Source organism: Microbacterium lemovicicum, assembly GCF_003991875.1.
In the GTDB taxonomy this organism is placed as follows: Bacteria; Actinomycetota; Actinomycetes; order Actinomycetales; family Microbacteriaceae; genus Microbacterium; species Microbacterium lemovicicum.
The window spans coordinates 2163827-2190801 of sequence record NZ_CP031423.1 but is presented as its reverse complement, the minus strand read 5'-3'; the positions used below and the strand labels follow the sequence as shown (position 1 = coordinate 2190801).

General features: G+C 72.6%; 27 protein-coding genes and 1 tRNA gene. 13 read left to right on the top strand and 15 right to left on the bottom strand.

Going from position 1 to position 26975, the window contains the following annotated elements; all coding sequences use genetic code 11:
• Positions 1 to 8 precede the first annotated feature (8 nt).
• On the bottom strand, positions 9 to 605 hold the full coding sequence (locus CVS47_RS10290) for a 5-formyltetrahydrofolate cyclo-ligase (protein WP_127095992.1): 597 nt from the start codon (positions 603 to 605) through the stop codon (positions 9 to 11).
• A gap of 105 nt (positions 606 to 710) precedes the next feature.
• Between CVS47_RS10290 and galU the strand changes: the two genes are divergently transcribed.
• From galU to CVS47_RS10260, 6 genes are all read left to right on the top strand, one after another.
• Positions 711 to 1598 carry a UTP--glucose-1-phosphate uridylyltransferase GalU gene (gene galU / locus CVS47_RS10285; RefSeq protein WP_127095991.1) on the top strand — a complete coding sequence of 296 codons (888 nt, stop codon included), beginning with the start codon at positions 711 to 713 and terminating at the stop codon, positions 1596 to 1598.
• A 36-nt stretch (positions 1599 to 1634) separates the two neighbouring features.
• The gene (locus CVS47_RS10280; RefSeq protein ID WP_127095990.1) at positions 1635 to 2264 is read left to right on the top strand and encodes a GNAT family N-acetyltransferase; all 630 of its coding nucleotides are present in this window, start codon (positions 1635 to 1637) and stop codon (positions 2262 to 2264) included.
• Positions 2265 to 2320: 56 nt separating this feature from the next.
• The gene (locus tag CVS47_RS10275; protein ID WP_127095989.1) at positions 2321 to 3187 is read left to right on the top strand and encodes an LLM class F420-dependent oxidoreductase; all 867 of its coding nucleotides are present in this window, start codon (positions 2321 to 2323) and stop codon (positions 3185 to 3187) included.
• 83 nt (positions 3188 to 3270) lie between these two features.
• Positions 3271 to 4260 carry a large exoprotein gene (locus tag CVS47_RS10270; protein ID WP_127095988.1) on the top strand — a complete coding sequence of 330 codons (990 nt, stop codon included), beginning with the start codon at positions 3271 to 3273 and terminating at the stop codon, positions 4258 to 4260.
• Positions 4261 to 4315: 55 nt separating this feature from the next.
• Positions 4316 to 4388, top strand: a tRNA-Ala gene (locus CVS47_RS10265).
• A gap of 55 nt (positions 4389 to 4443) precedes the next feature.
• Entirely contained in the window at positions 4444 to 4881 is a 438-nt protein-coding gene (locus CVS47_RS10260) for a DUF2809 domain-containing protein (RefSeq protein ID WP_127095987.1), read from the top strand.
• Positions 4882 to 4959: 78 nt separating this feature from the next.
• On the opposite strand, the gene CVS47_RS10255 is transcribed toward CVS47_RS10260, so the two are convergent.
• The 3 genes from CVS47_RS10255 to CVS47_RS10245 all read right to left on the bottom strand — a co-directional run bounded on the left by CVS47_RS10255 (position 4960) and on the right by CVS47_RS10245 (position 8505).
• On the bottom strand, positions 4960 to 6567 hold the full coding sequence (locus CVS47_RS10255; protein ID WP_127095986.1) for an AMP-binding protein: 1608 nt from the start codon (positions 6565 to 6567) through the stop codon (positions 4960 to 4962).
• A gap of 154 nt (positions 6568 to 6721) precedes the next feature.
• Positions 6722 to 7792: a Glu/Leu/Phe/Val dehydrogenase family protein gene (locus CVS47_RS10250; RefSeq protein ID WP_127095985.1), complete on the bottom strand. Its 1071-nt coding sequence runs from the start codon at positions 7790 to 7792 to the stop codon at positions 6722 to 6724.
• Between the two features lie 215 nt (positions 7793 to 8007).
• Positions 8008 to 8505: a hypothetical protein gene (locus CVS47_RS10245; protein WP_164734630.1), complete on the bottom strand. Its 498-nt coding sequence runs from the start codon at positions 8503 to 8505 to the stop codon at positions 8008 to 8010.
• Positions 8506 to 8712: 207 nt separating this feature from the next.
• On the opposite strand from CVS47_RS10245, the gene CVS47_RS10240 reads away from it, so the two are divergent.
• Positions 8713 to 9189, top strand: coding sequence for a YbaK/EbsC family protein (locus tag CVS47_RS10240; RefSeq protein WP_127095984.1), 477 nt, complete (start codon positions 8713 to 8715; stop codon positions 9187 to 9189).
• Positions 9190 to 9229: 40 nt separating this feature from the next.
• Here CVS47_RS10240 and CVS47_RS10235 read toward each other — a convergent pair whose 3' ends face one another.
• From CVS47_RS10235 to CVS47_RS10220, 4 genes are read right to left on the bottom strand one after another with little or no spacing between them, the layout of a single operon-like run.
• On the bottom strand, positions 9230 to 11137 hold the full coding sequence (locus CVS47_RS10235; RefSeq protein WP_127095983.1) for a glycogen debranching N-terminal domain-containing protein: 1908 nt from the start codon (positions 11135 to 11137) through the stop codon (positions 9230 to 9232).
• Complete coding sequence (locus CVS47_RS10230) at positions 11134 to 12045, bottom strand: carbohydrate ABC transporter permease (RefSeq protein ID WP_127095982.1); 912 nt, start codon at positions 12043 to 12045, stop codon at positions 11134 to 11136. Before CVS47_RS10230 ends, CVS47_RS10235 begins: the two co-directional genes overlap by 4 nt.
• Positions 12042 to 13154, bottom strand: a complete 1113-nt coding sequence (locus CVS47_RS10225; protein WP_127095981.1) for a carbohydrate ABC transporter permease — start codon at positions 13152 to 13154, stop codon at positions 12042 to 12044. Before CVS47_RS10225 ends, CVS47_RS10230 begins: the two co-directional genes overlap by 4 nt.
• Before the next feature lie 10 nt (positions 13155 to 13164).
• Complete coding sequence (locus tag CVS47_RS10220) at positions 13165 to 14427, bottom strand: sugar ABC transporter substrate-binding protein (protein ID WP_127095980.1); 1263 nt, start codon at positions 14425 to 14427, stop codon at positions 13165 to 13167.
• A gap of 172 nt (positions 14428 to 14599) precedes the next feature.
• Between CVS47_RS10220 and CVS47_RS10215 the strand changes: the two genes are divergently transcribed.
• Positions 14600 to 15592: a LacI family DNA-binding transcriptional regulator gene (locus CVS47_RS10215; RefSeq protein WP_127095979.1), complete on the top strand. Its 993-nt coding sequence runs from the start codon at positions 14600 to 14602 to the stop codon at positions 15590 to 15592.
• A gap of 108 nt (positions 15593 to 15700) precedes the next feature.
• Here CVS47_RS10215 and CVS47_RS10210 read toward each other — a convergent pair whose 3' ends face one another.
• Complete coding sequence (locus CVS47_RS10210) at positions 15701 to 16495, bottom strand: IclR family transcriptional regulator (protein WP_127095978.1); 795 nt, start codon at positions 16493 to 16495, stop codon at positions 15701 to 15703.
• A gap of 61 nt (positions 16496 to 16556) precedes the next feature.
• Here CVS47_RS10210 and hutH point away from each other — a divergent pair, with 61 nt between their 5' ends.
• From hutH to hutI, 3 genes are read left to right on the top strand one after another with little or no spacing between them, the layout of a single operon-like run.
• Positions 16557 to 18302 carry a histidine ammonia-lyase gene (hutH, locus tag CVS47_RS10205; RefSeq protein ID WP_127095977.1) on the top strand — a complete coding sequence of 582 codons (1746 nt, stop codon included), beginning with the start codon at positions 16557 to 16559 and terminating at the stop codon, positions 18300 to 18302.
• Entirely contained in the window at positions 18299 to 19990 is a 1692-nt protein-coding gene (gene hutU, locus CVS47_RS10200; protein ID WP_127095976.1) for a urocanate hydratase, read from the top strand. Before hutH ends, hutU begins: the two co-directional genes overlap by 4 nt.
• A complete protein-coding gene (gene hutI / locus CVS47_RS10195; protein ID WP_127095975.1) occupies positions 19987 to 21228 on the top strand; it encodes an imidazolonepropionase in 1242 nt (413 codons plus the stop codon). The genes hutU and hutI overlap by 4 nt, the downstream gene beginning before the upstream one ends.
• A 15-nt stretch (positions 21229 to 21243) precedes the next feature.
• Here the strand turns inward: hutI and CVS47_RS10190 are convergent, their stop codons facing one another.
• From CVS47_RS10190 to CVS47_RS10175, 4 genes are all read right to left on the bottom strand, one after another.
• The gene (locus CVS47_RS10190) at positions 21244 to 21714 is read right to left on the bottom strand and encodes a SixA phosphatase family protein (RefSeq protein WP_127095974.1); all 471 of its coding nucleotides are present in this window, start codon (positions 21712 to 21714) and stop codon (positions 21244 to 21246) included.
• Positions 21711 to 22610 (bottom strand): arginase family protein, encoded by a 900-nt coding sequence (locus CVS47_RS10185; RefSeq protein ID WP_127095973.1) that lies wholly within the window; start codon positions 22608 to 22610, stop codon positions 21711 to 21713. The genes CVS47_RS10190 and CVS47_RS10185 overlap by 4 nt, the downstream gene beginning before the upstream one ends.
• Positions 22607 to 22855, bottom strand: a complete 249-nt coding sequence (locus CVS47_RS10180; RefSeq protein ID WP_127095972.1) for an ABC transporter permease — start codon at positions 22853 to 22855, stop codon at positions 22607 to 22609. The genes CVS47_RS10185 and CVS47_RS10180 overlap by 4 nt, the downstream gene beginning before the upstream one ends.
• A 70-nt stretch (positions 22856 to 22925) precedes the next feature.
• Positions 22926 to 24218: a DUF445 domain-containing protein gene (locus CVS47_RS10175; RefSeq protein ID WP_127095971.1), complete on the bottom strand. Its 1293-nt coding sequence runs from the start codon at positions 24216 to 24218 to the stop codon at positions 22926 to 22928.
• A gap of 52 nt (positions 24219 to 24270) precedes the next feature.
• On the opposite strand from CVS47_RS10175, the gene CVS47_RS10170 reads away from it, so the two are divergent.
• The gene (locus tag CVS47_RS10170) at positions 24271 to 24543 is read left to right on the top strand and encodes a metal-sensitive transcriptional regulator (protein ID WP_127095970.1); all 273 of its coding nucleotides are present in this window, start codon (positions 24271 to 24273) and stop codon (positions 24541 to 24543) included.
• A gap of 24 nt (positions 24544 to 24567) precedes the next feature.
• Here the strand turns inward: CVS47_RS10170 and CVS47_RS10165 are convergent, their stop codons facing one another.
• Positions 24568 to 25755: an acyl-CoA dehydrogenase family protein gene (locus CVS47_RS10165; RefSeq protein WP_127095969.1), complete on the bottom strand. Its 1188-nt coding sequence runs from the start codon at positions 25753 to 25755 to the stop codon at positions 24568 to 24570.
• A complete protein-coding gene (locus CVS47_RS10160) occupies positions 25752 to 26504 on the bottom strand; it encodes an alpha/beta fold hydrolase (RefSeq protein WP_127095968.1) in 753 nt (250 codons plus the stop codon). The genes CVS47_RS10165 and CVS47_RS10160 overlap by 4 nt, the downstream gene beginning before the upstream one ends.
• Positions 26505 to 26559: 55 nt before the next feature.
• Between CVS47_RS10160 and CVS47_RS10155 the strand changes: the two genes are divergently transcribed.
• Complete coding sequence (locus CVS47_RS10155) at positions 26560 to 26964, top strand: pilus assembly protein CpaE (protein ID WP_127095967.1); 405 nt, start codon at positions 26560 to 26562, stop codon at positions 26962 to 26964.
• Positions 26965 to 26975: the final 11 nt, after the last annotated feature.

Below are 26975 nucleotides of genomic sequence, written 5' to 3'. Positions count from 1 at the left end.
TCGGTGGGTCAGCGCCGGCGCGGCGCGAGGGGAACGGTGCGGGTCGGGGTGACGACGCCGCTGACGGGCTGATCGTGGATCTCCCGGGGCACCTCGTCGATCAGCTCGGAGTCGTAGATGACCGCGTAGACGGGCGGGCAGCCCTCCATCGAGCCGATGGTCTTGTCGAAGTAGCCCCGGCCCCACCCGAGGCGCATGCCGTGGGTGTCAACGGCGGCGGCGGGGATGATGAGGAGGTCGACGTCGTTCACGGCGATGGGGCCCAGCAGCTCGCCCACCGGCTCGGGGAGTCCGAAGAGCCCCTCGGCGATGTCGCCGTCCGCCGAGGCGACCGTCCAGTCCAGGAGTCCGTCGGAGCGCGTCACCGGCAGGAGGACGCGGATGCCGCGGCCCACCGCATGCTCGACGAACTCCCGCGTGCCGGGCTCGGTCGTCGCGGAGAGGTAGCAGGAGACGGCTCGGGCGCCCGTGTGCTCGAGAAGGGCGTCGAGCTGGACGCGTATGCCGGCGGCCGCAGCATCCCGCGCCGTCTCGGACAGCAGCTGCCGGCGTTCGCGCAGCTCGGCGCGCAGCGCCCGCTTCTGGTGCCCTATGTCATCGGACATGCCACCGATTCTACGGTCAGCGATGGCGCCGGATCGCCCAAGTGAGGCGGGGGACGGCGCGTCACGGATCAGGATGGGGGGTGGCGGGTCGGTAATGTTCTCCTCATGCCGCACAAGCCCTTCAAAGCAGTCATCCCCGCAGCCGGTCTCGGCACGCGCTTCCTGCCCGCGACCAAGGCGATGCCCAAGGAGATGCTGCCGGTCGTCGACAAGCCGGCCATCCAGTACGTGGTGGAGGAGGCGACCCACGCCGGGATCGACGACATCCTCATCATCATCGGGCGCAACAAGAACAACCTGTCGAACCACTTCGACTCCGTGCCCGAGCTCGAGGAGTCCCTCGCCCGCAAGGGCGACCACGACAAGCTCGCCAAGGTGCAGCACTCGAGCGACCTCGCCGACATCCACTTCGTCCGCCAGGGCGAGCCCAAGGGCCTCGGCCACGCCGTCTTCCGCGCGAAGGCCCACGTCGGCGACTCGCCGTTCGCCGTTCTCCTCGGCGACGACCTGATCGACGAGCGCGACCCGCTGCTGGAGACGATGCTCGAGCTCCACGACCGCACCGGTGCCGCGGTCGTCGCGCTCATGGAGGTCGACCCCGAGAGCATCCATCTCTACGGCGCCGCGGCGATCGAGGAGACGGGCGACGAGGGCACGGTGAAGATCACCGGCCTCGTCGAGAAGCCGAACGCGGCCGACGCGCCGTCCAACTACGCCGTGATCGGACGCTACGTCTTCGCGCCGAGCGTGTTCGACATCCTCGAGCGCACCCAGCCCGGCAAGGGCGGCGAGATCCAGCTGACCGACGCGCTGCAGGAGCTCGCGGCCGACCCCGACGGCCCCGGGGTCTACGGCGTCGTCTTCCGCGGGCGCCGCTACGACACCGGCGATAAGCTGGACTACATCAAGGCCATCGTGCAGCTGGCCGCGGACCGCGACGATCTCGGCCCCGTGCTGCGCCCCTGGTTCAAGGAGTTCGCGGCGACACTGTGACCCTTCCGGGTCGCGCCGCTCGATGAGGGGGTGCCAATGGACATCAGCGCTCCACAGCGGCACGGGCCGATCGGCATCCGTCTGGTACGCCAGCGCGACGCCAAGCCGCTGCAGCACGAGCTCCTGAGCAACCGGGAGTGGCTGCGGCCGTGGGAGGCGACGAGCCCCGACGGCCCGGTGTCGTTCGACATGCGGCTCGGCGTGCGTCGCCTGCTGCAGCAGTACCGCGACGGCTCGGGCGTGCCGTTCGTAATGGAATACGACGGCGAGGTCGCCGGGCAGTTGAACGTCTGGGGCATCGCGCGCGGTTCTCTCGCCTCGGCGACCATCGGGTACTGGGTGAGCCGCCGCTTCGCCGGCCGCTCCATCACCCCGACCGCCGTCGCGATGGCCACCGACATCTCCTTCCGCGAGCTGAGGCTGCACCGCATGGAGATCTGCATCCGGCCGGAGAACGCCGCGAGTCTGCGCGTGGTGCAGAAGCTCGGCTTCCGCTACGAGGGACTCCGCCGGCGCTACATCCACATCGACGGCGACTGGCGCGACCACTACGCCTTCGCGCTCGTGCGCGAGGAGGTGCCGGAGGGGGTGCTGGAGCGCTGGACGCAGGGCCGGGCGCCTCAGGATGCTGCGGCGATCCCTCCCGCGGACCGCCTGCACGCCTGACACGCGCTCGTCGGCTCCCGACCCGGGAGGGTCCTCGGCGGGCTTAGCCTGACCTCATGCAGACAGGCCTCCACTTCTGGAACTACTCCGTGCCCGGCGCTCCCGCCGCCCTCCCGACCGTCATCGCCGAGACGGCCCGCGTCGCCGAGGCCGGCGGCTTCGACCAGTTCACCGTCATGGACCACTGGTTCCAGATGGAGGCCATGGCCCCGGCATCCGAGCCCATGCTCGAGGCGTACACGACCCTCGGGTTCGTCGCCGCCCAGACGAGCCGCATGCGTCTCGGCCCGCTCGTCGTCGGTGTCACCTATCGCCACCCCGGCCTGCTCGTGAAGACGGCGACCACGCTGGACGTGCTCAGCGGCGGCCGGTCGATGCTGGGAATCGGGGCCGCCTGGTACGAGCGGGAGCACCACGGCCTGGGCGTGCCGTATCCCGCCATCTCGGAGCGCTTCGAGCGGCTCGAGGAGACCCTGCAGATCGCCCGCCAGATGTGGAGCGACGACGACGGGCCGTTCGAGGGCGCGCACTACCGGCTCGCCGAGACCCTCGGGCAGCCGAAGCCGGTCTCGGCTCCGCACCCGCCGATCATGATCGGCGGCAAGGGCGAGCGGAAGACGCTGCGACTGGCCGCCCAGTACGCGCAGATCGTCAACCTGACCACGTCCGATCCCGACGAGGTCGCCCACCTGCTGGACGTGCTCCGCGGCCACTGCGACCGCCTGGGCACCGATTACGACGCGATCGAGAAGACGGTCATCGCCGGCGCATCCGACCCGTTCGCCCCCTCGTTCACCGGCCAGATGTCGCGCCTGGCCGACCTCGGCGTGACCATGGTCGTTCTCGGAGTGCGTCCGCCCGACCCGCTCGGGTGGACCACGCGCCTCGTCGACGAGGTCGTGCCCGCGCTCGCGGCTCTTTGAGCCGCTCCCGCTACCACGATCCGGCGGCGACACACGCCCCCGGTTCCCCGGCCGGACGCGGGTCGTCGCCTACCGTGGAGCCCATGGGCGGACCGGTGCTGGGTGGGGGAGTGATCGTCCTCGTGGCCGTGCTCCTGTGGATGGTCTATCTGCTGCCGACCTGGGCTGAGCGTCGTCGCTACGACGCGGCCGAGCGCAACGCCGTCCGCCTCAACCAGGCGCTGCGCGTGCTCGCCGAGACGAGCGAGACGCCCGAGGTCGTCCGTGTCGAGCTGACCGCGCGCACCGCGCTGGCCCAGCAGAAGCTCGCCAAGCGCGCTCTCGCCGAGCGTGAGCAGGCCGCCCTCGAGGAGGCGCGCACCGACCTCGACCGCGCCCGCGAGGAGCGCGTGCTCGCCCAGGAGACCGCGCGTGTCGAGGCGAAGGCCGCCAAGCGGGAGGCCCGCCAGGCCGCAGCGGCCGTCCGCCGCTCCGACCGCGCCGCGGCGACCGCCGCACGCCGCGCGGGCGCCGAACTGCGCCGTGCGTCGGCGCGCCGGCGCGTGCGGCAGGTGGCGTCGCTCAGCGCGCTGGCCGGCATCGCCCTCCTCGCGGCCGGCGTGTGGCAGATCGCCGCGACGGGAGCCTCGATGCTGGCGTGGGCCGGTCTCGCGCTGGTTGTCGCCTCGGTCATGACACTGCGTCGCCTGGCCACGGTGGCCGCGTCCGCGCAGCGCGTCGTGCCGGTGCCCGTCTCGTCCGCGCCGGTCGCCGATCTGCAGGACGTCGCCCTCGGAGAGCCCGCCCGCCAGTGGGCGCCGCGTGAGCTGCCGCGCCCGCTCACCGCCTCGGCCGGTTCCCGCGCAGCCGCCGTCCTCGACGCCGCGGCCGCTCGCGAAGAGCTGCGTCAGGCCGCCCGCGAGCAGACGCTGCGCGACCGCGCGGAGGCCCAGCGCCCGCCCTCGATCGACACGGCGCGCACGGCTCGGGCCGCGGCATCCGTCTCGTCCGACCGCCCGCTGGCCGCCCACGACGACGCCTCCATCGAGGAGCACGTGCGCCGCCTCCTCGAGCGCCGCGCCGTCGGCGCCTGACCCGCGCCGACGCTCAGCGTCGGCCGACCGTCGTGATAACGTAGACGGGTTGTCCGGGCCTGTGGCGCAGTTGGTAGCGCGCTTCGTTCGCAATGAAGAGGTCAGGGGTTCGAATCCCCTCAGGTCCACCGGAAAGGCCCCCGCCGAGCGGGGGCCTTCGTCGTTCCCGGGCAGAATGACGGGATGACGCGCGCACTTCCCCCGGGTCCCCGTGCGCCCGCGGCGCGCCGCCGCAGCGCGGCCGCCCTCGCGCTGGCCGCGGTGATCGCGGCGGGTCTCACGGTGCACGGGCTCGGTCCCGACGGCGCCGTCACCGACATCACGGGTGACGCCCTCTACGCCGTGGCGGCCTTCGCCGCGGGGGTGCTCATCGCGCCCCGTGCGGCGACGCTGCCGGTCGCCGGACTGGCGGCGGCGTGGTGCGTGGGCGTCGAGCTGCTGCAGCTCACCGCCGTGCCGTCGGCGCTGGCGGCGTGGTTCCGGCCGATCGCCCTCGTGCTGGGCACCGGCTTCGACGCACGCGACCTCGTCGTCTACGTCGCCGCGGTCGTCGTCGCGGCCGTCATCGACGCGGCCGTGCGTTCTCGCCGGGCTGCGCAGACGCCGGCGCACTCGGACTGACGGCATCGCCCGCCGGCGTGGCGCCGGGTGTCGACGAGCCGCACGGTGATCCGGCCGCCTGGTGTCCAGGCCCGCGGGTCATGCCGCGGCGGTCTCCCGCGCCCGGAGGTCCTTGCGGAGGATCTTGCCGGCCGTCGACTTCGGGATCGCGTCGATGAACTCCACGCGCCGCACCTTCTTGTGCGGCGCGACGTTCTCGGCGACGAACGCCATGACCTCGTCCTCCGTCAGGCCCGAGTCGGGAGCGGCGACGACGAACGCCTTGGGGATCTCCTGCTTGTCCTCGTCGTTCACGCCGATGACCGCGGCATCCATGACCTTCGGGTGGGACAGCAGCAGAGCTTCCAGCTCCGCGGGCGCGATCTGGTAGCCGTGGTACTTGATGAGCTCCTTCACGCGGTCGACGATCGAGAAGTAGCCGTCGCGATGGTAGACCCCGACATCGCCGGTGTGGAGGAACCCGTCGGCGTCGAGCGTCTCGGCGGTCGCGTCAGGACGGTTGAGGTAGCCGATCATGACGTTCGGACCCTTGACCCAGATCTCGCCGGGAGCGGTCTGCCCATCGGGCCCGATCTCGGTGATCTCCTCGCCGGTCTCGGTGTCGACGAGCTTGCACTCCTCGTTCGGCAGCAGGACGCCCACGGAGCTCACGGGGATGTCGTCGCGCGTGTAGGGGTTGGCGTGGGAGACGGGGCTCAGCTCGCTCATGCCGTAGCCCTGCTTCACCACCGCGTGGAGGCGGTCGCCGGCGGCCTTCGCGGTCTCGCCGTCGAGCGGAGCGGCGCCGGAGAAGATCGTGCGGACGCTCGAGATGTCGAAGCTGTCGACGATCGGATGCTTCGCCAGGGCGACCGCGATGGGCGGTGCGATGAACAGGTACGTGCACTCGTGCGTCTGGATGTGGGTGAGGAAGTCCTTCAGATCGAACCGCGGCATGGTGACGAGGGTGGCGCGCTGGCGCAGCGCCAGGTTGAGGAGCACCGTCATGCCGTAGATGTGGAAGAACGGCAGCACCGCGAGGACGCGGTCGCTCGCCGTGAGGTCGATGTTCGTGCGGCACTGCTGCACGTTGGCGACCAGGTTGCGGTGACTCAGCATGACCCCCTTGGGGTTGCCGGTCGTGCCGCTCGAGTAGGGGAGGACGGCGATGTGGGTGGCCGGGTCGAAGCTCACGTCGGGGGCGGGAGACCGCTCGGCGAGCAGCTCGCGCAGGTTCGGGTTGCCGGGCTCCTCGGCCGATCCCGGTCCGTCCATCACGATGAGCCGCTCCGGCGGGATGCCGACCGCCTCTGCGGCGGCCTGCGCGCCGGCGAGCAGAGGGGTGACGGTCACGAGCCAGGTGGCTCCGGCATCCCTCAGCTGCTTCTCGACCTCGCCGGCCGTGTACAGCGAATTGATGGTGGTAACGGTGGCGCCGGCGCGCAGCGCACCGTGGAACACCGTCGCGAAGGCGGGGACGTTCGGGCAGAGGAGTCCCAGCACGGTGGACGTGCCGACGCCTCGGGCGGCGAGGGCGCCGGCGAAGGCGTCCACCTGGGCGCGCAGTGCGCCGTACGTCGTCTCCGCGCCGGTCGCCGGATCGATCAGCGCGATGCGCTCGAGCTCGTCGTCGTGGAGTGAGCCGAGCAGGAACTCGTAGATGCTCAGATCGGGGATCTCGACATCGGGGAACGGGCTGGTGAACATGCGGTCTCCTTCGACGCGCGAGCACGGATGTGTTCATCCTGCCATCCGTGCGACCGAGTGTCACCGTTCCTGGGAGGGAGTCTCGTGTGCATCGCCGGTGCGCACGCCGGCCCGTGCGTCACCGCCGGGGGCGTACGGCCCCCGGCGGCGCAGCTCAGACCAGCGCGGGGACGGTCCGACCGGTCAGGCGCTCGGCGGCGAGGCCTTCGGCGGCGGCCAGCGGGGTGACACCGCGGCGCTCGGCCTCGTCGAACACACGGCGGATCGTGTCGCCGATGCCCTCGACGCGCTGCATGATCTCCGAGCGCGATCCGAGCTTCTTCGCCTCGAGGTCGAGGTAGATCACGCCGCCCGCGTTCACGACGAAGTCGGGGGCGTACAGGATGCCGCGCGCGGCCAGCCGGTCGGCGCCGGCGTGCGAGGCGAGCGGGTTGTTCGCGGGACCGCAGACGGCGCGCGCGTCGAGGGCGTCGATGACCTCGTCGGTCAGCAGCCCGCCGATGCCGGCCGGGACGAAGACGTCGGCGGGCACGAGGTGCTCCTCGCCTGCCGGCGCCCACGTCGCCCCGAGGTCGGCGGCGAGGTCGCGCTTGCCGGGGTTGACGTCGGTGACGGTGAGCACGGCGCCCTCGGCGGCGAGACGGACCGCGAGGCGGCTGCCGACCTGCCCGAGCCCTGACACGGTGATGCGGCGCCCCTCCACCGACGCGGTGCCGGTGATGCGCTCGAGGGTGGCCCGCAGCGAGGCGTGGACGCCGAGGCTGGTGGGTCCTGCCGGCTCCCCGGAGCCGCCGCCGGCCTCGGGGAGTCCGACGACGTGGTCGGTGCGCTCGCTGACGACGAGCATGTCCTCGGTCGTCGAGCCGACGTCCTCCGCGGTGCGGTAGAGCCCGCCGAGGGACTCCACGACGTCGCCGAGGTCGAGGAAGGCCGCGCGGCGGCGCTCCGCGTCGAGGACCGTGCCCTCAGGCAGGCCGATGACCGACTTCCCACCGCCGGCGTCGAGCCCGGCGGCGGCGTTCTTGAGGGTCATCGCCGCCGACAGCCGGAGCGCGTCGCCGAGCGCATCGCTCCAGTGCGGGTAGGTCCACAGACGCGCTCCGCCGAGGGCGGAGCCGAGCACGGAGGAGTGGAGCGCGACGGTGACGACGAGGCCGCTCCTGCGCCCGGTCACCACCTCCACGCGCTCGTGGGTGAGATCGGGCAGGGGCAGGGTGTGCGTCATCGCGTGTTCCTTCGGCCGGCCTTGTGGGCGCTGCGGGGGCGACGCCGCGGATGTGCGGCGTCCGACTCCATGAGACCACCGGCGCAGGGTGCGATCAACCGCCCGTGCGGCGGGGGTGCATTGTGCTCAGCCTGCCGCCCGCGATGCGTCGTCGCGGGTGGCAGGCTGTGCAGCGTCCAGGCGGCCGAAGCGTCCGAAGCGTCCGACCGGTGCGATCAGTTCGCGCTGCAGAGGATCAGCGTCGAGCTGACGTTGGCGGCGGTCTTCGCGCCCGTGCCCACATAGCCGCTCGGCAGGGTGGCGACGCCGTTCAGCTGGAATGCGACGCTGATCGAGAGCGTCGTGCGGAAGGCGATCGTCGCTCCGGCCGGCACTTCCGAGGTCAGCGTGATCTGCCGCGACGTGCCGCTGAGGACGCTGACGGTCGCGGTGCCGCCGCTCACCGAGAACACGCCGATGTTCGCGACTCCGCTGCCGCTGATGAGGACCGTGGTGCCGACCGGCAGCGGCGCGGTGCCGGCCTGGAGCAGGAAGCCGGGGCCGATGAGCCCGAGAGTGCCGCAATTGCCGCGCAGGGTGAAGGGACCGACGTCGACGGTCGACGCGCTGGCGGCGGGAGCTGCGACGGCCAGGGCGATGGCGGGGGCCGCCCAGGCGGCGCCCTTCACCAGGGTGCGACGACTGAGGGTCTTCTCAGCGGTGGGCTCGGTCATGTGTTCCTCCATGGCTGGCGCGGGTGCGGCGAGTGTTCCGCTGAGGTCATCCTCGCGGGACCCTCGTTCTCGAGGTCGTGCCCGTGTCGCGCGGTACCGCGGTCGTGGCGGGGATCGGACGCCCCCGCCGGGGGCGCACACCGCACGCGACGGGCGCGCCCCGGCACGCGACAGCGGGGCGCCGGTCGTCGCTCGTAGGGTGGAGCGGTGACCGCACATCTTCCGTCCCGCAGCCGCCTGGTGCACGATGCCCTGCGCTCCGCCGGCATCCCCGGCGAGATCGTCGTGCTGCCCGACGCCGCGTCGACCGCCGCACTCGCCGCCGCCGCGCTCGGCGTCGAGGTCGGGGCGATCGCGAACAGCCTCGTCTTCTGGAGCGACGGCGAGCCGCTGCTCGTCATGACCAGCGGCGCGCACCGGGTCGACGCGGCCGCTCTGGCCACCCGGCTCGGACGGAGCCGGATCGCCCGCGCGACCGTCGATCAGGTGCGCGCGGCGACCGGCCAGGCCATCGGCGGCGTCGCGCCGACCGGTCACCCCGCGCCGCTCACCACCGTGGTCGACGAGACGCTCGCCGCCCACCCTGAGATCTGGGCGGCGGGCGGCACGCCGCACACGGTGTTCCCGCTGACGTTCGACGAGCTGGTGCGTCTCACCGGCGGCGCCGTCCTGCCGGTCGACTGAGCCCGCGCCTCCGGGGCCGGAGGGGTGCGCGCGCAGGAGGTCAGGACGCGGGATCCGCCCGGAGCGCCTGCAGGGCGGTGACCGCGGCCGCCGCCGACCAGGCCTGCGGACGACACGCCGCCGGATACGGCGTCGGCGCGGGGGTCCCGGTCGCGGGATCGCCGGAGTGCAGCTCCGGCACGCGGAAGCCGAACCCCTCGGCCGCGTCGAGCATCCCGCCGACGACCGAGGCCGCAGCATCCGTCAATCCGGCGCGCAGCATGCCGTGCACCGCGATGGCGGTGTCGTGCATCCAGACGCTGCCCCCGTGGTACGACAGCGGCCAGTAGCCCGCCGCGCCCGTGGACATCGTGCGGATGCCGTAGCCGCTCGCCATCGACGGTCCCCGCAGCAGCGTCGCGATGTGCGACTGGTCCGCCGGGTCGAGGATCCCCGTCCCGAGCAGGTGCCCGATGTTGCTCGTGAGGCTGTCGACGGGCCGCTTGTGCCGGTCCAGCGCGATGGCGGGGTAGCGACCCTCGGGCGTCTCCACCCAGAACGCCTCGGCGAAGCGCGCGCGCAGCGTCGCAGCCCACGCCCTCAGATGCGTCGGGTCGAGCTCCGCGTCCGGTGCCAGCGCCTCGAGCAGGTCGGCTCCGGCGAGCACGGCCTCGTACGCGTAGGCCTGCACCTCGCACAGTGCGATCGGACCCTCCGCCAGCGCGCCGTCACGCCACTGGATCGAGTCGCCCGAGTCCTTCCACCCCTGATTGGCGAGCCCGCGCCCGGTGCGGTCGATGTAGTCCAGGAAGCCGTCGCCATCGGTGTCGCCCTCCTCGAGGATCCACCGCAGCGCACCGACGAGAGCGGGCAGCAGCGCGCGCACCTCGACCTCGGGCATGCCCGCACGCCAGGCGTCGGCCAGCAGGCAGACCCACAGCGGGGTGGAGTCGACGCTCCCGTAGTACTGCGGCGGCAGCACCACGCCCTCGCCCGGGATCTCGAGGCTCGTCGCGCGGAGCTCGTGGAGGATCTTCCCCGGCTCCTGGGCCGTCGCCGGATCGTCCACCGCACCCTGCAGCCGGGCGAGCACCCGCAGAGTGGATGCCGCGATCCCCGCGTCGACGGGGATCATGAGCCGCGCCGCCCACAGCGAGTCGCGGCCGAACAGGGTGAGGAACCACGGTGCGCCCGCGGCGAAGAAGTCGTCGTCCGGGTGGTCGGGCAGCACGAGGCGCAGGGCGTCCAGGTCGCCGAGCGCCGCCTCCAGCCAGCGGGAGAGACGAGGATCGGATGCCGTGCCCGCGACGTCCGCGGCATCCCACGGCGCCGCGCGGGCCGGGGCACGAACCACCAGTGCGTCGTCGTCCATCGAGAGGCTGAACCGCACCGTGGTCTCCGACCGGGGCTCGACGCGGACCGCCCAGGTCGCGACGAGCTCGTCGCCGTCCCTCGTCACCTCGGCCCCCGGTGCGTGCAGCGTCAGGCGCTGGACGTCGGAGACGGCGGATGCCGCAGCATCCGTCGTCTCGATGTGCAGCGGACGCGCCACCGGCAGGCCGGCCTTCACCTCGTGCAGCGACGCGAAGTCGGGCCGGATGCGCAGTGCGAGCGACGTGCTCACGGGCTCGGGGAGATGCGAGGAGATGGTCCAGCTCTCCTCGACGCGCCCCGCCGCGACGAGCCGTTCGCGGCGCAGACGCACCTTGGGGTCGGGCCAGCGGTCGTCCAGCCCGCGCAGGAGCCCGCCGAACAGCACGCGGGAGGGGCCGTCGACGGCGTGGGAGATCCATTCCACCGCGGAGTCGGCGCAGGTGAGCGTGAGCGCCTGCACGTGGCGGACGTCGCCGTGGTAGACCCCGTGGATGCCGCCCGCGCCGAGGTCGCCCTCCGCGCCCGACCACACCTGGGTGGGGGCGCGGAGCGCGACGACCGCCGCGTTCAGCAGGGGCTGCAGGGGGACGGTCATTCCTTGACGGCTCCTTCGCTGGCGTTCATGATGCGCCGCTGGAAGATGAAGAACAGCACCGCCACCGGGATGGTCATGATGAGTGCGGCGGCGAGCTTCAGCGGATACTGCGTGCCCTGGCTGAGCTGACCCGAGGCGAGTCGTGCGACGCCCTTGGTCAGCGTCGTCAGCTCGGGGGACTGGGTCGAGATGATGAAGTGCGACAGCTCGTTCCACGATCCCTGGAACGACAGGATCACGATCGTGATGAGCGCCGGCCGCGCCATCGGCAGCACGACCGACCAGAACAGGCGGAAGGTGCCCGCCCCGTCGATGCGGGCCTGCTCCTCGACCGACACGGGAACCGACTCGAAGAAGTTCTTCATGATGAACACGCCGGCGGCGTCCACCAGCAGCGGCAGGATCATGCCCGCGTACGAGTCGTACATGCCGAGCTGGTTGATCACGAGGAACTTCGGGATGAGCAGGACCACGGTGGGGACGGCCATGACCGCCACGACGGCGGCGAAGACGACGCCGCGCCCACGGAAGTGCAGCCGCGCGAGCGCGTAGCCGGCGAGGGACGCGAAGAACACCCGCCCGAGCGTGACGAACAGCGTCACGATCGCGGAGTTGGCGAACCAGATCGGGAAGTCGCTCCGCAGGAAGAGGCGCTCGTAGGCCGCCACCGTCCAGGTCTGCGGGATCAGCGAGATCGCGTCGGTCGCGGCCTCGGCGTCGGGCTTGAGCGACGTCGAGATCTGCACCAGGAAGGGGGAGATGTAGATGAGCGCGAGCACGACCAGCAGCGCGTACAGCAGGATCTGCCAGGTCAGCGTGCGGGTGTGCCAGCGCTGGCGGGTCGGCTTCTCCCACTTCCGCGACACCGCCGCGGCGATCTCGGCCTTGGCGAACGAGGTGCCGGTCATCGTGCCACCTCCTTCTTCTTCTGCGGGAGCTCGTACTGGCGCGCCCGGCGCTTCGAGACCGGGCGGTCGCGCAGCACCCACCGCTGGAAGATCGTGAGGATCACGATGATCGCGAACAGGATGAACGCGATGGCCGCGCCCTGGCCCCAGTCCTGGTCGAGGAAGGCCGCCGAGTAGGACAGGTACGCGGGCGTGAGCGTGGTCTTGCCGGGCCCGCCCTGGGTGCCGGTGTAGATCTGGTCGAACACCTGCCAGCAGCCGATCAGGCCGAGCGTGAGCACGGTGAACAGCGTCGGACGCAGCTGGGGCAGGGTGACCCGCCAGAAGCGCTGCCAGGCGTTGGCCCCGTCCATCATGGCCGCCTCGTCGACGTCGCCGCCGAGATTCTGCAGCGCGGCGATGAAGAGCAGCATGAACGTGCCGCTGGTGGTGAAGACGGCCATGAGGATGAAGGCCGACATGGCGACCGAGGGGCCGGACAGCCAGTCCCACCAGGTGAGGCCGAGGAAGCCGCTCCCGGTGAGGGCGGCAGGCCCGTCGGTGACGCCGACCGCGCCGAGGGCGTTGTGGACGACGCCGCTGGGGTCGTTGAACCAATTCGGCCCGGCGATGCCGACGGCTCCGAGGATCTGGTTCACCGCACCGGAGGCGGAGAAGAGGAACAGCCACAGCACCGTGATGGCCACGCTGCTGGTCACGGAGGGGAAGTAGAAGGCGGTGCGGAACAGCCCGCGGCCGCGCAGCACCGCGCGGTTGACGAGGACGGCGAGGAACAGCGACAGCGCGGTCTGCAAGGGCACCACGAGCAGCACGTACCACGCGTTGTTGCGCAGCGCGGTGCCGAAGTCACGGGTGGGCAGGCCGCCCTCGGCGGTGATCGCGGCGTAGTTGTCGAGGCCGACGAAGTTCACGTTGCCGGAGAAGGGGCTCCCACGGCCCGACCAGTCGGAGAAGCTCACCCAGAGCGCCATGAGCACCGGCACGAGCAGGAAGATCCCGAGGATCACGAGCACGGGCGCGGTGAACGCCCAGCCGGCGACGGCCTCGCCGCGCCGGACGCCCCCGGAGGGGCGCCCGGCGCGACGCGGCGCGGACACGGTCGCAGTCATCGCGTCAGCCTCAGCCGACGACGGCTTCGACGTTGGACTGCGCGGTGTCGAGGAGCTTCTGCGGGTCTCCGGTCTTCAGCGACTCCAGCTGCGAGTTGAAGTCGGTGATGACCGACGCGATGCCGTCGTTCGTCGGCACGCTCTTGGCGTAGTCGGCGGCGGTGAGGAACGCGGCGAGGGTCGGGTTCTCGCTCTTCCACTCCTCGGCGGCCGACTGGACGGGAGGCATCGGGCCGAACGCCTGGGAGAACGACAGCACCTGCTCGGAGCTCGTCAGGTACTCCACGAGGTCGAGGGCGGCCTTCTGGTTGGGGCTGTCGGCGGCCATTCCCCAGCAGTTGGTGAACTGGAGTGTGCCCTGGCCGCTCGGGCCGGCGGGGAGCTCGGCGACGACGTAGTCGACGTCGGGGTAGTCCGACGACATCGCGCCGGTGATCCAGTTGCCCTCGATCGTCATGGCCGCGAGGCCCTTGCCGAAGGCTTCACCGCCCCAGCCGGCGCCCACGTCGGATGCGAAGGCGAAGTCGCCCTGCGCCAGGTTGGTCTTCACGTAATCGAGCGCCTCGACGTTCTCGGAGCTGTTGGCGACGGCCTCCGTGCCGTCGTCGCTCACGAGGCCGCCGCCCGCCTGGGCCATGAACGCGCCGACGCGCTGGTACTCGGCGCCGAAGGCGAGGCCGACGCGCCCGTCGGCGGTCAGTGTCTGGGCCACGGAGGCGAGGTCGTCCCACGTCGTGGGGATGTCGGCGTCGGTCAGACCCGCGGCATCCCAGATCCCCTTGTTGATGACGAGCTGGAGGGTCGAGAAGTCCTTGGGCGCGCAGTAGAACTGGTCGTCGTAGGTGAAGTTCTTCACCAGCGACGGGTAGAAGTCGTCCTTGTTGCCCAGGAGATCGCCGTAGGCCTTGACCGAGCCGTTCTCGGCGTAGCCGGCCAGCGCCTCGGGCGCGAGGTAGAACAGGTCCGGCGGGGAGCCGGCGGCGAAGCCCTGCGAGAGCTCCTGCGGCAGGTCGCTGGCGGTGGACACCGTCGCCTCCACGCCGGACTCCTCCGACCAGGCGGCGACGGCGGCGTTGACGGCATCGGTCTCGGCGTCGCCGGAGGAGCCGATCAGGATCTTCAGCCCGTCATCGGACGACGTGAGGTCGCCCGAGCCTTCGGAGGCCCCGGGGTCGCTGAAGCCCGATCCCGAGCCGCATCCCGCCAGAATCAGCGCGCCGGTGGCGGTGAGGGCGCCGACGGCGATGAGCCGCCGGATTCCGCTGCGTGTCATGTCTCTCTCCTTCGAGTAGCCGTGAGGGTGGTGCAGGGTGGACCACGCCGAATATTTGATCGTTCAAACTCGGCGCGTGGATAGACGGTAGATCGAGGATTCTCAGGTTGTCAACCCGTTGCCGGTGGCTGGATAGGATGCTGAGCACATCGACCGCGACGAAGGGGGAGCCGTGGACCGCACCCCGACCGTGGAAGACGTGGCCCTCGTGGCCGGCGTGTCCCGGCAGACGGTCTCGAACGTCCTGAACGCACCGGACGTCGTGCGACCGGCCACCCGGGAGCGCGTGACCCAGGCCATCGCGCAGCTGGGCTACCGCCAGAACGCCGCCGCGCGCCGGCTGCGCACGCGACGCAGCTCGACCATCGGCATCCATCTGGATCCCTACGCAGGCGGCGTCTCGGGCGTCGTGCTCGACCGGTTCGTGCACGCGCTCACGGAGCGCAGCAGCGAGCGCGGCATGCGGATGCTGGTCTACGCCGCCCGCACGCCCGAGGAGGAGCTCGCGCGGCTGGCCGACCTCACCGAGGCGGGCGAGGTCGACGCCGTGGTGGTGACGGGCACGTTCCACGGCGATCCTCGGACCGGCTGGCTCGTGGAGCGGGGGATCCCGTTCGTGTCGTTCGGGCGGCCGTGGGGCGCGGACGATGTGTCGGCCCCCGCGCACCTGTGGGTCGACGTCGACGGGGCGGCGGGCACACGCGCCGCGACCGAGCGTGCCCTGCAGACGGCGGGGCCGCGGGTGGCGTTCCTCGGCTGGCCGCAGGGATCCGGCACGGGCGACGACCGCGAGCGCGGCTGGCGGGAGGCCGGCGGCGGCGGTCCGCGGCTGGTGACGGAGGAGAGCGTGCCCGGCGCCCGGGCCGTCGTGGAGCAGGCGCTGACGGAGCACCTCGACGCGGTGGTGTGCGCGAGCGACTCGCTCGCGATCGGCGCGCACATGGCCGCCGTCGCCGCCGGCCGCCCGGAGCTTCCGATCTTCGGGTTCGACAACACCCCGGCGGCGGAGGCGCTCGGGCTGTCCAGCGTCGAGCAGCTGCCGGAGCAGGTGGCGATCGGCGCGCTCGAGCTGCTGATGGGGCCGTCGGGCACGTCGATCAGCCCCCGCCCCGCGGTGCCGGGTGGCGCGCACGTGCTGGTCGAACCGCGGCTCGTGCTGCGCTGAACCCGGGTTCCCACGCTCCTCTCTCGGCGAGACCGCACCGCAACGGCGAGACGCGGGGGATTCCCCTACGTCTCGCCGCGCGGGTGCTGTCTCGCGGGAGAGGGGAGGTCAGCGCCCGCCGAGGCGCCGGGCGAGCTCGCGCGCGACGGGCTCCACGCGTGCGGCGAGGGCGGCCGGGTCGACGGGGCGGTCGTCGGCGTAGGTGACGGCGATCGCGGCCACGGGCCAGCCGACGTGGTCGCGCACGGCGACGCCGACCGAGCGCAGACCGAGCGTGACCTCGCCGTCCTCGCTCGCGAAGCCGGCGGCTCGGACGGACCGCAGCACCTCGCGCAGCTCGCCCGGCCGCCGCGGACCCCGGCCGGTGCGCTCGGCGAAGGCCGCGGCATCCGGGTACAGCGCCCGCACCTGCTCGCGGGGAAGGGCGGCGAGCATGGCCCGGCCCGACGCGGTCAGGTGGGCGGGGAGGCGCACGCCGACGTCCGTGACGAGCGTCGGTCGGTGCGGCGCGCGCTCCTCGACGATGTAGAGCACGTCGCGGCCGTGCATGACGGCGAGGTGGGCGCTCTCGCCGGTACGGTCGACGAGCTCGGCGACGACCGGGCGACCGAGTCGCGCGAGCGGCTCCTGCCGCGAATAGCCGCCGGCGAGCTCGAACGCGGCGATGCCGAGCCCCCACCGCCGCTCCTCGGGCACATGCACCACGAACTGCTGCTCCTGCATCGTGGCGAGCAGGTGGTAGACGCTCGAGCGCGGGATGCCGAGGGCGACTGCGACCGCCCGCGCGGGCACCGGGCCGCGCTGACGCGCCAGGAACGACAGCACGCGGAGCGTCTGCTCCGCCGCCGGCACCTGCGGGCGCGTCGGAGACCGGCCGTCTGACTCCGCCGAACTGTCTGTCATCTCAGACACAGGATGCCACGGGCCGGTGTCGCGAGCGAGGCGCAGCGTGTGGAATCAGGACATGAGCACAGCGAGCGTGGCCGAGATCGCGGCATCCGACCCCCGCACCGTCACGGTCGGGTCGGTTCCCCTCACACCCGACGAGGTCGTGTCCGTCGCCCGCCACGGTGCGCGGGTGTCGCTCGCCGCCGAGGCCCTCGAGCGCGTCGAGCAGACGCGGACGCTCGTCGAGCTGCTCGCCGACGACCCGCAGCCGCACTACGGCATCTCCACCGGCTTCGGCGCGCTCGCCACCACCTTCATCGTCCCCGAGCGCCGCCGGCAGCTGCAGGCGAGCCTCATCCGCTCGCACGCCGCCGGCACCGGGCCCGAGGTGGAAGGCGAGGTCGTCCGGGCGCTGATGCTGCTGCGCCTGCAGACGCTCGCCTCCGGTCGCACCGGCGTGCGCCGCGAGGTCGTGGAGACCTACGCCGGAATGCTCGACGCCGGCATCACCCCGATCGTCCGCGAGTACGGCTCGCTCGGATGCTCCGGCGACCTGGCGCCGCTGTCCCACGTCGCACTCGCCGCGATGGGCGAGGGCGACGTCCGCGTGGGCGGCGGCGACCCCATGCCGGCCGCGGAGGCGCTGGCCGCAGCATCCCTCACGCGTCTCGTGCTCCGCGAGAAGGAGGGCCTCGCCCTCATCAACGGCACCGACGGCATGCTCGGGATGCTGCTCCTCGCCATCGACGACCTGTCGATGCTGCTCGACACGGCCGACGTCGCCGCCGCCATGTCGGTGGAGAGCCAGCTCGGCACCGACGCCGTCTTCGCGGCCGACCTGATGGCGCTGCGCCCGCAGCTCGGACAGACGGCGTCGGCGGAGAACCTGCGCCGCATGCTCGCCGGATCGCCGCTGATGGCGAGCCACCGCGACCCGTCGGTGTGCACGCGGGTGCAGGACGCGTACTCGCTGCGATGCTCGCCGCAGGTGCACGGCGCCGCGCGCGACACGCTCGAGCACGCCCGCCTCATCGCGACGCGCGAGCTCGCCGCCACCGTCGACAACCCCGTCATCACCCTCGACGGGCGCGTCGAGTCCAACGGCAACTTCCACGGCGCGCCGATCGCCGCCGTGCTCGACTTCCTCGCCATCTCCGTCGCCGACGTCGCCTCGATCTCGGAGCGCCGCACCGATCGCGCGCTCGATGCCGCCCGCAGCAACGGGCTGCCGCCGTTCCTCGCCGACGAGGTCGGCGTCGATTCGGGCCTCATGATCGCCCAGTACTCCGCGGCGGGCATCGTCTCGGAGCTCAAGCGCCTCGCCGTGCCCGCGTCGGTCGACTCCATCCCCTCCTCGGCCATGCAGGAGGACCACGTCTCGATGGGCTGGGCGGCCGCACGCAAGCTCCGCCGCGCCGTCGACGGGCTCACCCGGGTGCTGGCGATCGAGCTGATCACGGCCGCGCGGGCGCTGGACCTGCGCGCGCCGCTGGCTCCCGCCGCACGCACCGCGGACGCTCGCGCCGTCGTGCGCACGGCCGCGGGTGGGCCCGGTCCCGATCGCTTCCTGTCGCCCGAGATCGAGAGCGTGGTCGAGCTGGTCGCCGCGGGCGCGGTCGCAGCGGTGCTCGGCGCTCGGGCGCGCCCGGCCGGTGCGGGGCGCGCAGATCGGGAGGAGAAAGACGGAACAGGAGGTTCGCGGCGCGGCATCCGTCCTCCGGATCTGCACATCTCCTCCGGATCGGCACAGCAGCCGGCCGACACCGGCGGGAGCAGAGACGGCACGGGCACGGACGAGACGAGCGAAGGAGCGGAACGATGAGCGGAACGGCGACGGAGGCAGGACCGCGCACGGTGCGCGCGGCGCGCGGGGCGAAGCGCACGGCGAAGAGCTGGGGCGCGGAGGCGGCCAAGCGGATGCTGATGAACAACCTCGATCCGGAGGTGGCGGAGCATCCCGAAGACCTCGTCGTCTACGGCGGCACGGGCAAGGCGGCGCGCACGTGGGCGGCCTACGACGCGATCGTGCGCACCCTCGACGAGCTCGAGCCCGACGAGACGCTGCTCGTGCAGTCCGGCAAGCCCGTCGGCGTGTTCCGCACGCACGAGTGGGCGCCCCGCGTGCTCATCGCGAACTCGAACCTCGTGGGCGACTGGGCGACCTGGCCCGAGTTCCGCCGCCTCGAGCACCTCGGTCTCACCATGTACGGGCAGATGACCGCGGGCTCCTGGATCTACATCGGCACGCAGGGCATCCTGCAGGGCACGTACGAGACGTTCGCCGCGGTGGCACGGTCGCTCGCGCAGAAGGCGGGGCGGGATGCTGCGACCGCGAGCCTCGCCGGCACCCTGACGCTCACCGCGGGATGCGGCGGCATGGGCGGCGCGCAGCCGCTGGCCGTCACGATGAACGGCGGAGCGGTGCTCATAGTCGACGTGGACCAGACCCGGCTCGCCCGCCGCGTCGAGCGCCGCTACCTCGATGAGTACACGACCGACCTCGACGAGGCCGTGCGACGCGTGCTCGCGGCGAGGGAATCGGGCTCCCCGCTCTCCGTCGGCCTCGTCGGCAACGCGGCCGAGGTCTTCCCGGAGCTCCTGGCCCGCGGCATCCCGATCGACATCGTCACCGACCAGACGAGCGCGCACGATCCGCTCGCCTATCTGCCCGTCGGTGCGGCCCTGGACGAGTGGCGCGCCGAAGCGGACCGCGATCCGCAGGACTTCACACGGCGCTCGCGCGCGAGCATGGCCGCGCACGTCGCGGCGATGGTCGGATTCCAGGATGCCGGGGCCGAGGTCTTCGACTACGGCAACTCGATACGCGCCGAGGCGCAGCTGGGCGGGTACGACCGGGCGTTCTCGTTCCCCGGCTTCGTGCCGGCCTATATTCGTCCGCAGTTCGCCGAAGGCCGTGGCCCCTTCCGCTGGGTGGCGCTGTCGGGCGATCCGGAGGACATCCGCCGCACCGACCGCGCCGTGATGGAGCTCTTTCCCGAGGACGCCGGACTCCGCCGCTGGATCGAGCAGGCGGGGGAGAAGGTCTCGTTCGAGGGCCTGCCGGCCCGCATTTGCTGGCTCGGCTACAAGGAGCGCCACCTCGCGGGCCTGAAATTCAACGAGATGGTGGCCTCGGGCGAGCTGTCTGCGCCGATCGTCATCGGGCGCGACCACCTCGACGCCGGCTCGGTCGCCTCGCCCTACCGGGAGACGGAGGCCATGGCCGACGGGTCCGATGCGATCGCGGACTGGCCGCTGCTCAACGCGCTGCTCAACACGTCCAGCGGCGCGTCGTGGGTGTCGATCCACCATGGCGGCGGCGTCGGGATCGGCCGCAGCATCCACGCCGGCCAGGTGACCGTCGCCGACGGCTCCGACCTCGCCGCCGAGAAGCTCGCACGCGTGCTCGTGAACGATCCGGGCACGGGCGTGATGCGCCACGTCGACGCCGGCTACGAGCGGGCCAGGGAGGTCGCCCGCGAGCGCGGCCTGAACGTGCCGATGCTGTGAGCGCCCGGGTGCTGCTGACGGGGATCGGCGAGCTGACGACGAACGTCGCGCACGACGGCGACGCGTGCGGGACGATCCGCGATGCGGCGGTGCTCGTCGAGGACGGACACGTGGCGTGGGTCGGAGCCGCCGCCGACGCCCCCATCGACCGCGAGACTGCAGCGGCGCGGCGAGACGTAGGCGATTCCCCTAGGCCTGGCCGCGCGCATGCTGTTTCGCGGGGGGTCGAGGTCGTGGATGTCGCGGGCCGGGCCGTGCTGCCCGGATTCGTCGACAGCCACACCCACCTCGTCTTCGGCGGAGACCGCGCGGACGAGTTCGCCGCCCGGATGACGGGCACGCCGTATGCCGCCGGCGGCATACGGCGGACCGTCGCCGCCACCCGCGCCGCGAGCGACGACGAGCTGCGTGCCCGCCTCGCCGGCTTCGTCGTCGAGCTGAACGGTCAGGGCACGACGACCTTCGAGGTCAAGACCGGCTACGGCCTCACCGTCGCCGACGAAGAGCGCTCCGCGCGGCTCGCGGCCGAGGTGACCGACGAGGTGACCTTCCTCGGTGCCCACGTCGTGCCCGCCGAGTTCGAGGACCGCCGCGACGACTACGTCGAGCTCGTCTGCGGCGCGATGCTCGACGCGTGTTCGCCGCACGCCCGCTGGATCGACGTGTTCTGCGAACGGGGCGCGTTCACCCCCGACGAGAGCCGCCGCGTGCTCGAGGCGGGCATCGCCCGCGGACTCCTGCCCCGGGTGCACGGCAATCAGCTCGGCCCGGGCGAGGGGGTGCGCCTCGCAGTGGCGGTGGGCGCAGCATCCGTCGATCACTGCACGCACCTGTCCGACGAGGACGTCGCGGCACTGGCGGCCTCGGGCACCGTCGCGACGCTGCTGCCCGGGGTGGAGTTCTCGACGCGGCAGCCGTACCCCGACGCCCGCCTGCTGCTCGACGCCGGAGCGACGGTGGCACTGGCGAGCGACTGCAACCCGGGGTCGAGCTTCACGAGCTCGATGCCGCTGATGATCGCGCTCGCCGTCCGCGAGATGGGGATGACCGTCGATGAGGCCGTGTGGGCGGCCACCGCCGGGGGAGCGACCGCTCTGCGCCGCACGGACGTCGGTGCCATCGCGCCCGGCATGCGCGCCGACCTCCTCGTTCTCGACGCTCCCAGCCGCACCCACCTCGCTTATCGGCCCGGCGTGCCGCTCGTCTCGCGCGTCATGAAGGACGGCGCCTGGCTCTGACCGCGCGGGCGACGCTCAGCGCGGCGAGTCGAAGGTCCAGGATGCCGGCGGCACGGCGGTCGCGAGAGCTGCGTCGTCCTCATCCCATGTGAAGGTCGCGACCGCGCAGGTGGGCATGTGGCCGATGCCGCCGTCGGACAGGCGCTCGGCCAGCACCGTCATGCCGGGGTCGTGCGCGACGATCATGACCGCGCGCCCGCCCGCGGCGACGGCCTCGGACAGCAGCGTGGCCGCCGGCGCTCCATAGAGGCGCTCCACGAGCTGCGGCTCGACCCCGAGCGCCTCGCCGAAGATCGCGGCGGTCGTGCGTGCGCGCAGCGCCGTGCTCGAGCGGATCACGTCGGGCCGGAACCCGGTCGCGGCCAGCCGCGCGGCCATCTCGGAGGCGTCGCGGAGCCCGCGCTCGTTGAGCGGCCGGTCATGGTCATCGAGCGACGCGTCGCCCCAGTCGGACTTCGCGTGCCGCACCAGCACCAGCCGGATCACGCGCGCACCGCCAATCCGGCCAGCAGCTCGAGCACGCACAGCGCGGCCAGGCGCACCGTGCGCCCGTCGGGGGTGTCGGCGGTGGCGTCGACCTCGACGATGTCGGCGCTGACGAGCCGGGGATCGGATGCCGCGGCGCGCGCGAGCGCGCGCAACGCGTCGGCGCTCAGCCCGCCCGGGACGCTCGCGGGGCAGGCGGGGGCGACGGAGCGGTCGCAGACGTCGACGTCGACGTCCAGGTGGATCGCGGCGTCGGCACCGGCCCCGGCCACCTCCCGCGCCTGCGCCATGACGTCCTCGACACCGCGTCGGCGCACCTCGTCCAGAGTGATGACGGTGATGCCGAGGTCGAGCGCGCGCTGCAGATAGGCCGCCGAGTTCGCGAAGTCCGCGATGCCGATCTGCACGATGCGGTGCGGGTCGAGGCCGCCCTCCACCAGCCGGCGCACGGGAGACCCGTTCGAGGTGCCGTCCCGCAGGTCGAGGTGCGCGTCGAGCGTGATGAGCCCCGTGGCCCCGGCTCCCTGTGCGAAGGCGACCGTCGCGGAGTTGTCGCCGCCGAGCGCGACGACCAGCCGCGCGGCGGTGCGCAGCGCGGCGACGCGGCCGCGCACGAGCGCTTCGCCGGCGGGACCGTCGGGCTCGTCGATGTCGCCGGCGTCGGCGATGCGCAGCGCCGCGCCGAGGTCGAGCGGAGGCGGACCCGCCAGCGTCGGGCTGAACCGCCGCAGCGCCGCCCGCACCGCCGAGGGTGTCGCGTGCGCCCCGGTCGGCGACAGCGAGGTGCGGAACGCCGGCACGCCGAGCAGGACGGCGTCGAGACCGTCGCCCTCCGCCGCCGGCCAGTCGCCGGCGCGCGGCCAGAGCGGGTCGACGGACAGGGCGGCGCCGCTCACGCGTGCCCGATCCGGCGCCGCCGGATCACGGTGCGGGCGCCGAATCCGGCCGCGACGACGGCGAGCACGCCGAGGGCGAGGACGATGACCCACTCCAGCGCGCCGCTGCCGCGATCGGGATCGATGCCGAAGACGACCTCGATCCACTCGGGCTCGATCACGGTGACCACCGCCACGGCGAGGAACAGAGCCGCCAGGGCGAACTGCACGATGATGCGGATGGTCAGGGATCGGTCGCGCGTCATTTCTCTCCTCCGTCGGATGCGCCGTCGCACCCGCGCGTCGGCCGCCGCGCCCGCCGCGGCCGATGACCGGTCAGGTCAGCAGAAGATGGGCGATCGTGAAGATCGCGAGTCCCGCGAGGGCGCCCACGATCGTACCGTTGAGGCGGATGTACTGCAGGTCGCGGCCCACCATGAGCTCGATCTTCTCCGTCGTCTCGGCGGCGTCCCAGCGCTCGACGGTGTCGGTGATGATCGAAGCGATGTCGTGGCGGTACCGCTCCACGAGGAAGACGGCGGCGTCGGTCACCCATCCGTCCACGCGGCGCTGCAGCGCGGCATCCGTCGTCAGTCTCACGCCGATCTCCGTGAGCGCGGCCGCCGCCCGCACGCGCAGGCCGCTGGCGGGATCGGCGAGGGACGACAGCAGCCCCGTCTTCGCGGTCTCCCACGCCTGCGCGGCGAGCTCGCGCACCCGCGGGCTGTCGAACACCGAGGACTTCGCGTCCTCGAGGCGTCCGATGGTGGTCGGGTCGTGCTGGAGGCCGTCGGCGAGACGCTCGAGGTAGCCGTCGACGGCCTTGCGCGCCGGATGCTCCGGGTCGGCCTGCACGGCGGCGACGAACTTGATCGCCTCGTTGTAGACCGTGTCGTCGACCAGCCGATGGGCGAGCTTCGGCACCCAGCCGGGCAGGCGACGCGACACGAGCCCGCCGAACGCGTCGCGGTTGGCCGCCAGCCAGCTGCCGATGTTCTCGGCGGCGAGGTCGACAGCCTGGTGGTGCGCCCCCGACGCGACGATCCGCTCGAGCCAGACGCCCAGCGGCGGGCCCCACTCGGGGACGATGAGGTGCTCGCGCGCCAGGTCCTCGATGATGCTCTGAACGTCGTCGTCGCTCAGGGCGCGCAGGATGCCCTGCGCCATGTCGGCCGCCTCCGCCGAGACGCGCTCGGCGTGCGTCCCCTTGCCGGGGGTCGGCGTCGGATCGCTCAGCCACTCGCCGAGACGCGCGGCCACGGCGGTCGTCTCAAGCTTGGTGCGCACGACATCGGCGCGGAGGAACTCCGTCTCCACGAACTCCCCGAGGTTCTGGCCGATCTCGTCCTTGCGGTGAGGGATGATCGCCGTGTGGGGGATGGGGATCCCGAGCGGATGCCGGAACAGCGCCGTGACGGCGAACCAGTCGGCCAGCGCACCGACCATGCCGCCCTCCGCGGCGGCGCGCACGTAGGCGAGCCACTCGACGCGCTCCTGGAAGACGAAGGCGATCACGAACAGCACCGCCATGAAGAGGAGGGCGCCGAGCGCGACGCCCTTCATCACGCGCAGACCGCGACGGCGCTCCTGATCTGCGGGGCTCAGCAGGGCCGTGGGGGTGCGCGCCATCGGGCCATCCTCGCACGCCTGGTCTGCGGTGCGGCCGGGGTAGCCTTGCGGCGTGATCGACGACATCAAGAAGCGCGCGCTGCACCGCACGAGCATCCTCGAGGGGCAGCTGCGGGGCCTCGCGAAGATGATCGAGAACGAGGACTACTGCATGGACATCATCGCCCAGTCGCGGGCGATCGAGAAGGCGCTGGAGTCGCTCAACCGGCTGCTGCTGGAGAACCACCTGCGCACGCACGTCAGCGAGATGTTCGAGGACGGCGGCGACGCACGCGAGCAGGCTGTCGGCGAGCTGCTGAAGGCCTTCGACTTCGACCGCCGCTGACGCGGGTTCAGCGCGCGACCGGGGTCAGGAGTGGACCGGCCCCAGCCATGCGGTCGCAAGCGCCGAGTGCGCCGACTCCGGGTCGGAGGGGTGGAACATCCCGGCCATGACGTCGCGGTAGAGGCGTCCGAGCTCGGAGCCCGACGTGTACGACGAGCCGCCCGCCACGAGGAGGGCATCGTCGACGACGCCCTTGGCCATCACGACCGCGCGGTGCTTCAGCCCCGCGAGGAGCGAGAACCAGCGTGCGCCGTGGTCCACCTGCTCGTCGACGTCGCGCGCCAGCGACTGCAGCTGCGGCGGCAGCGCGTCGTACGCCATCGCCATCCCGGCCACACGCCGGCGGATGTCCGGGTCCTGGCTGTACGCGGCGCCGGACTTCTTCGAGCGCTTGCGGTGCGCCGTCTCCACCGCCACGTCCAGCGCCCGCCGCGCGATCCCGGTGTAGACCGACGCGATCAGGATCTCGAACACGCTGAAGATGCCGAAGATGAGCGGGTCGGGACTCGGCCCGGGCGGGATGCGGCGCACGACGCGCTCGGCGGAGGCGACGGCGCCGTGGAGCTCGGTCGTGCGGCTCTGCGTGCCGCGCATGCCGACGGTGTCCCAGTCGTCGCGGGTGACGATCGCGTCGCTCCGCGGCAGCAGCGCGAAGACCATCATCGGAGCGTCGGGCGACGTCGTGTCGAGGCCGTGCACGCCCAGGTGCGCCCAGACCGGCGCGAGCGAGGTGAAGATCTTCGTGCCGGTGAACGCGTAGCCCCCGTCGCCGGTGGGCGTGGCATCCGTGTCGCTTCCGAAGAGCACGAGGTCGTTGCCGGCTTCGCTGATGCCGAACGCGAAGACCTCGCCCGCGGCGGCGCCGCGCTGCACGAACGCGAGGTCGTCGATGCCCCGGTCGGCCAGCACCGCGGCGACGCCGGTCCACACCAGGTGCATGTTGATCGCGAGGGCGGTCGCGGGCGCCGCGCCGGCGAGGCGCTGCTGGAGGATCGAGGCCTCGGCGAGCGTGAGCCCGGCGCCTCCGCGGTCCTCGGGCACGAGGATCGCCAGGTAGCCGAGGTCGCGCAGCTCGCCGAGGTCGGCCTCCGGGAACGTGTTCGTGCGGTCGTGCTCCACCGCCCGCGCGCGGAAGCGCTCGAGCAGGTCGTCGGGCAGCCAGGCTGCCGGGTCGAAGGAGCGGATGGATGCCGCGGCCGCCGGTGCGCTCATGACAGGGCCTCTCTCAGCTGGCGGAGGGTCTCGTCCGGCCGGTCGCGATGGGGTGAGTGTCCCGCGCCCTCCACGACGGAGACCGTCACGAGCGGGTTCGTCTCGACCTCGGCGCGCAGCGCGCCGCCGAAGATGGAGAAGACGGCGGGGTCGGCCGCGATGACATGCGTCGGCATCGTCAGGCGCGCGGCGGCGCCCCGCACATCCCAGTCCGGGTTCTGATCGCTCGTCTGCTCGACGGCCCATCGGCCGGCCTGGCGGGCGGAGACGACCTTGAGCTCGATGTCCTGCTCGTGCCAGTGGGGGTGCTCCGCGCGGACGGCGGCCTCGGTCGGGTCGGCGAACGACCGCTCCTGGCTCGCCCGCACCGTCGAGCGGTCGGTCGCCGTGAGATGGATGGCCGGGTCGATGAGCACGAGACGGCGGGTCCAGCCCGGATCGTCCGCCGCGGCCGAGGTCGCGGCGGCGCCGCCGAGGGAGTGGCCGACCACCAGATCCCAGGCGCCGTCCGCAGGGCGCGTGTGCAGCAGGTCGGCGGCGTAGGCCGGGATCGAGTAGTCGAGCGCACGCGGCGCGGTGCCGTGCCCGCGCAGGTCGACGGCCTCCGCGAACCAGCCGTCCTCGGCCAGGGCGATGCCGAAGCGCCACATCAGCGCCCCGTTCGACCCGAGGCCGTGGACGAGGAGCGCACGGCGCGCAGCCGACGGATCGCCCCATGACAGGCGCGGGAGGGTGACGGGCACGAGCATGCTCCCAGCCTACGAGCGGCCCCGGGCCCCGGCATCCTGGTCGATGATGGACGTCATGATCTCCAGCGACATGGCCCTCGCACTCCGCGCCGCCGGACTGGTCTGGCACCCCGCGTCGGGTGACCGCTTCCAGCTGAACGAGCCCGAGTTCGACGCCGACGTCTTCACCGTCAGCGAGATGACGATCGAGCCGCGCGAGTACTCCACGGGGCGCATCCTGGCCTTCAACGGCACCACCGAGTGGGCGCTGGACTCGGTCGCGCTCGAGGATGCCCTGTGGCTGCCGCACGAGGCGCAGCTTCGCGAGCTGCTGCGCGGAGCCTTCCGCGCGCTGCGACGTCTCGACGACACGCACGAGGTCGAGATCGTCGTCGGCGGCGCGGCGCAGGTGTTCGAGCACCCCGAGCCCGCCGACGCGTACGCGCTCGCCGTGCTCGAGCTGCTGCGCCGCATCTCCTGACGCGCCGGCGG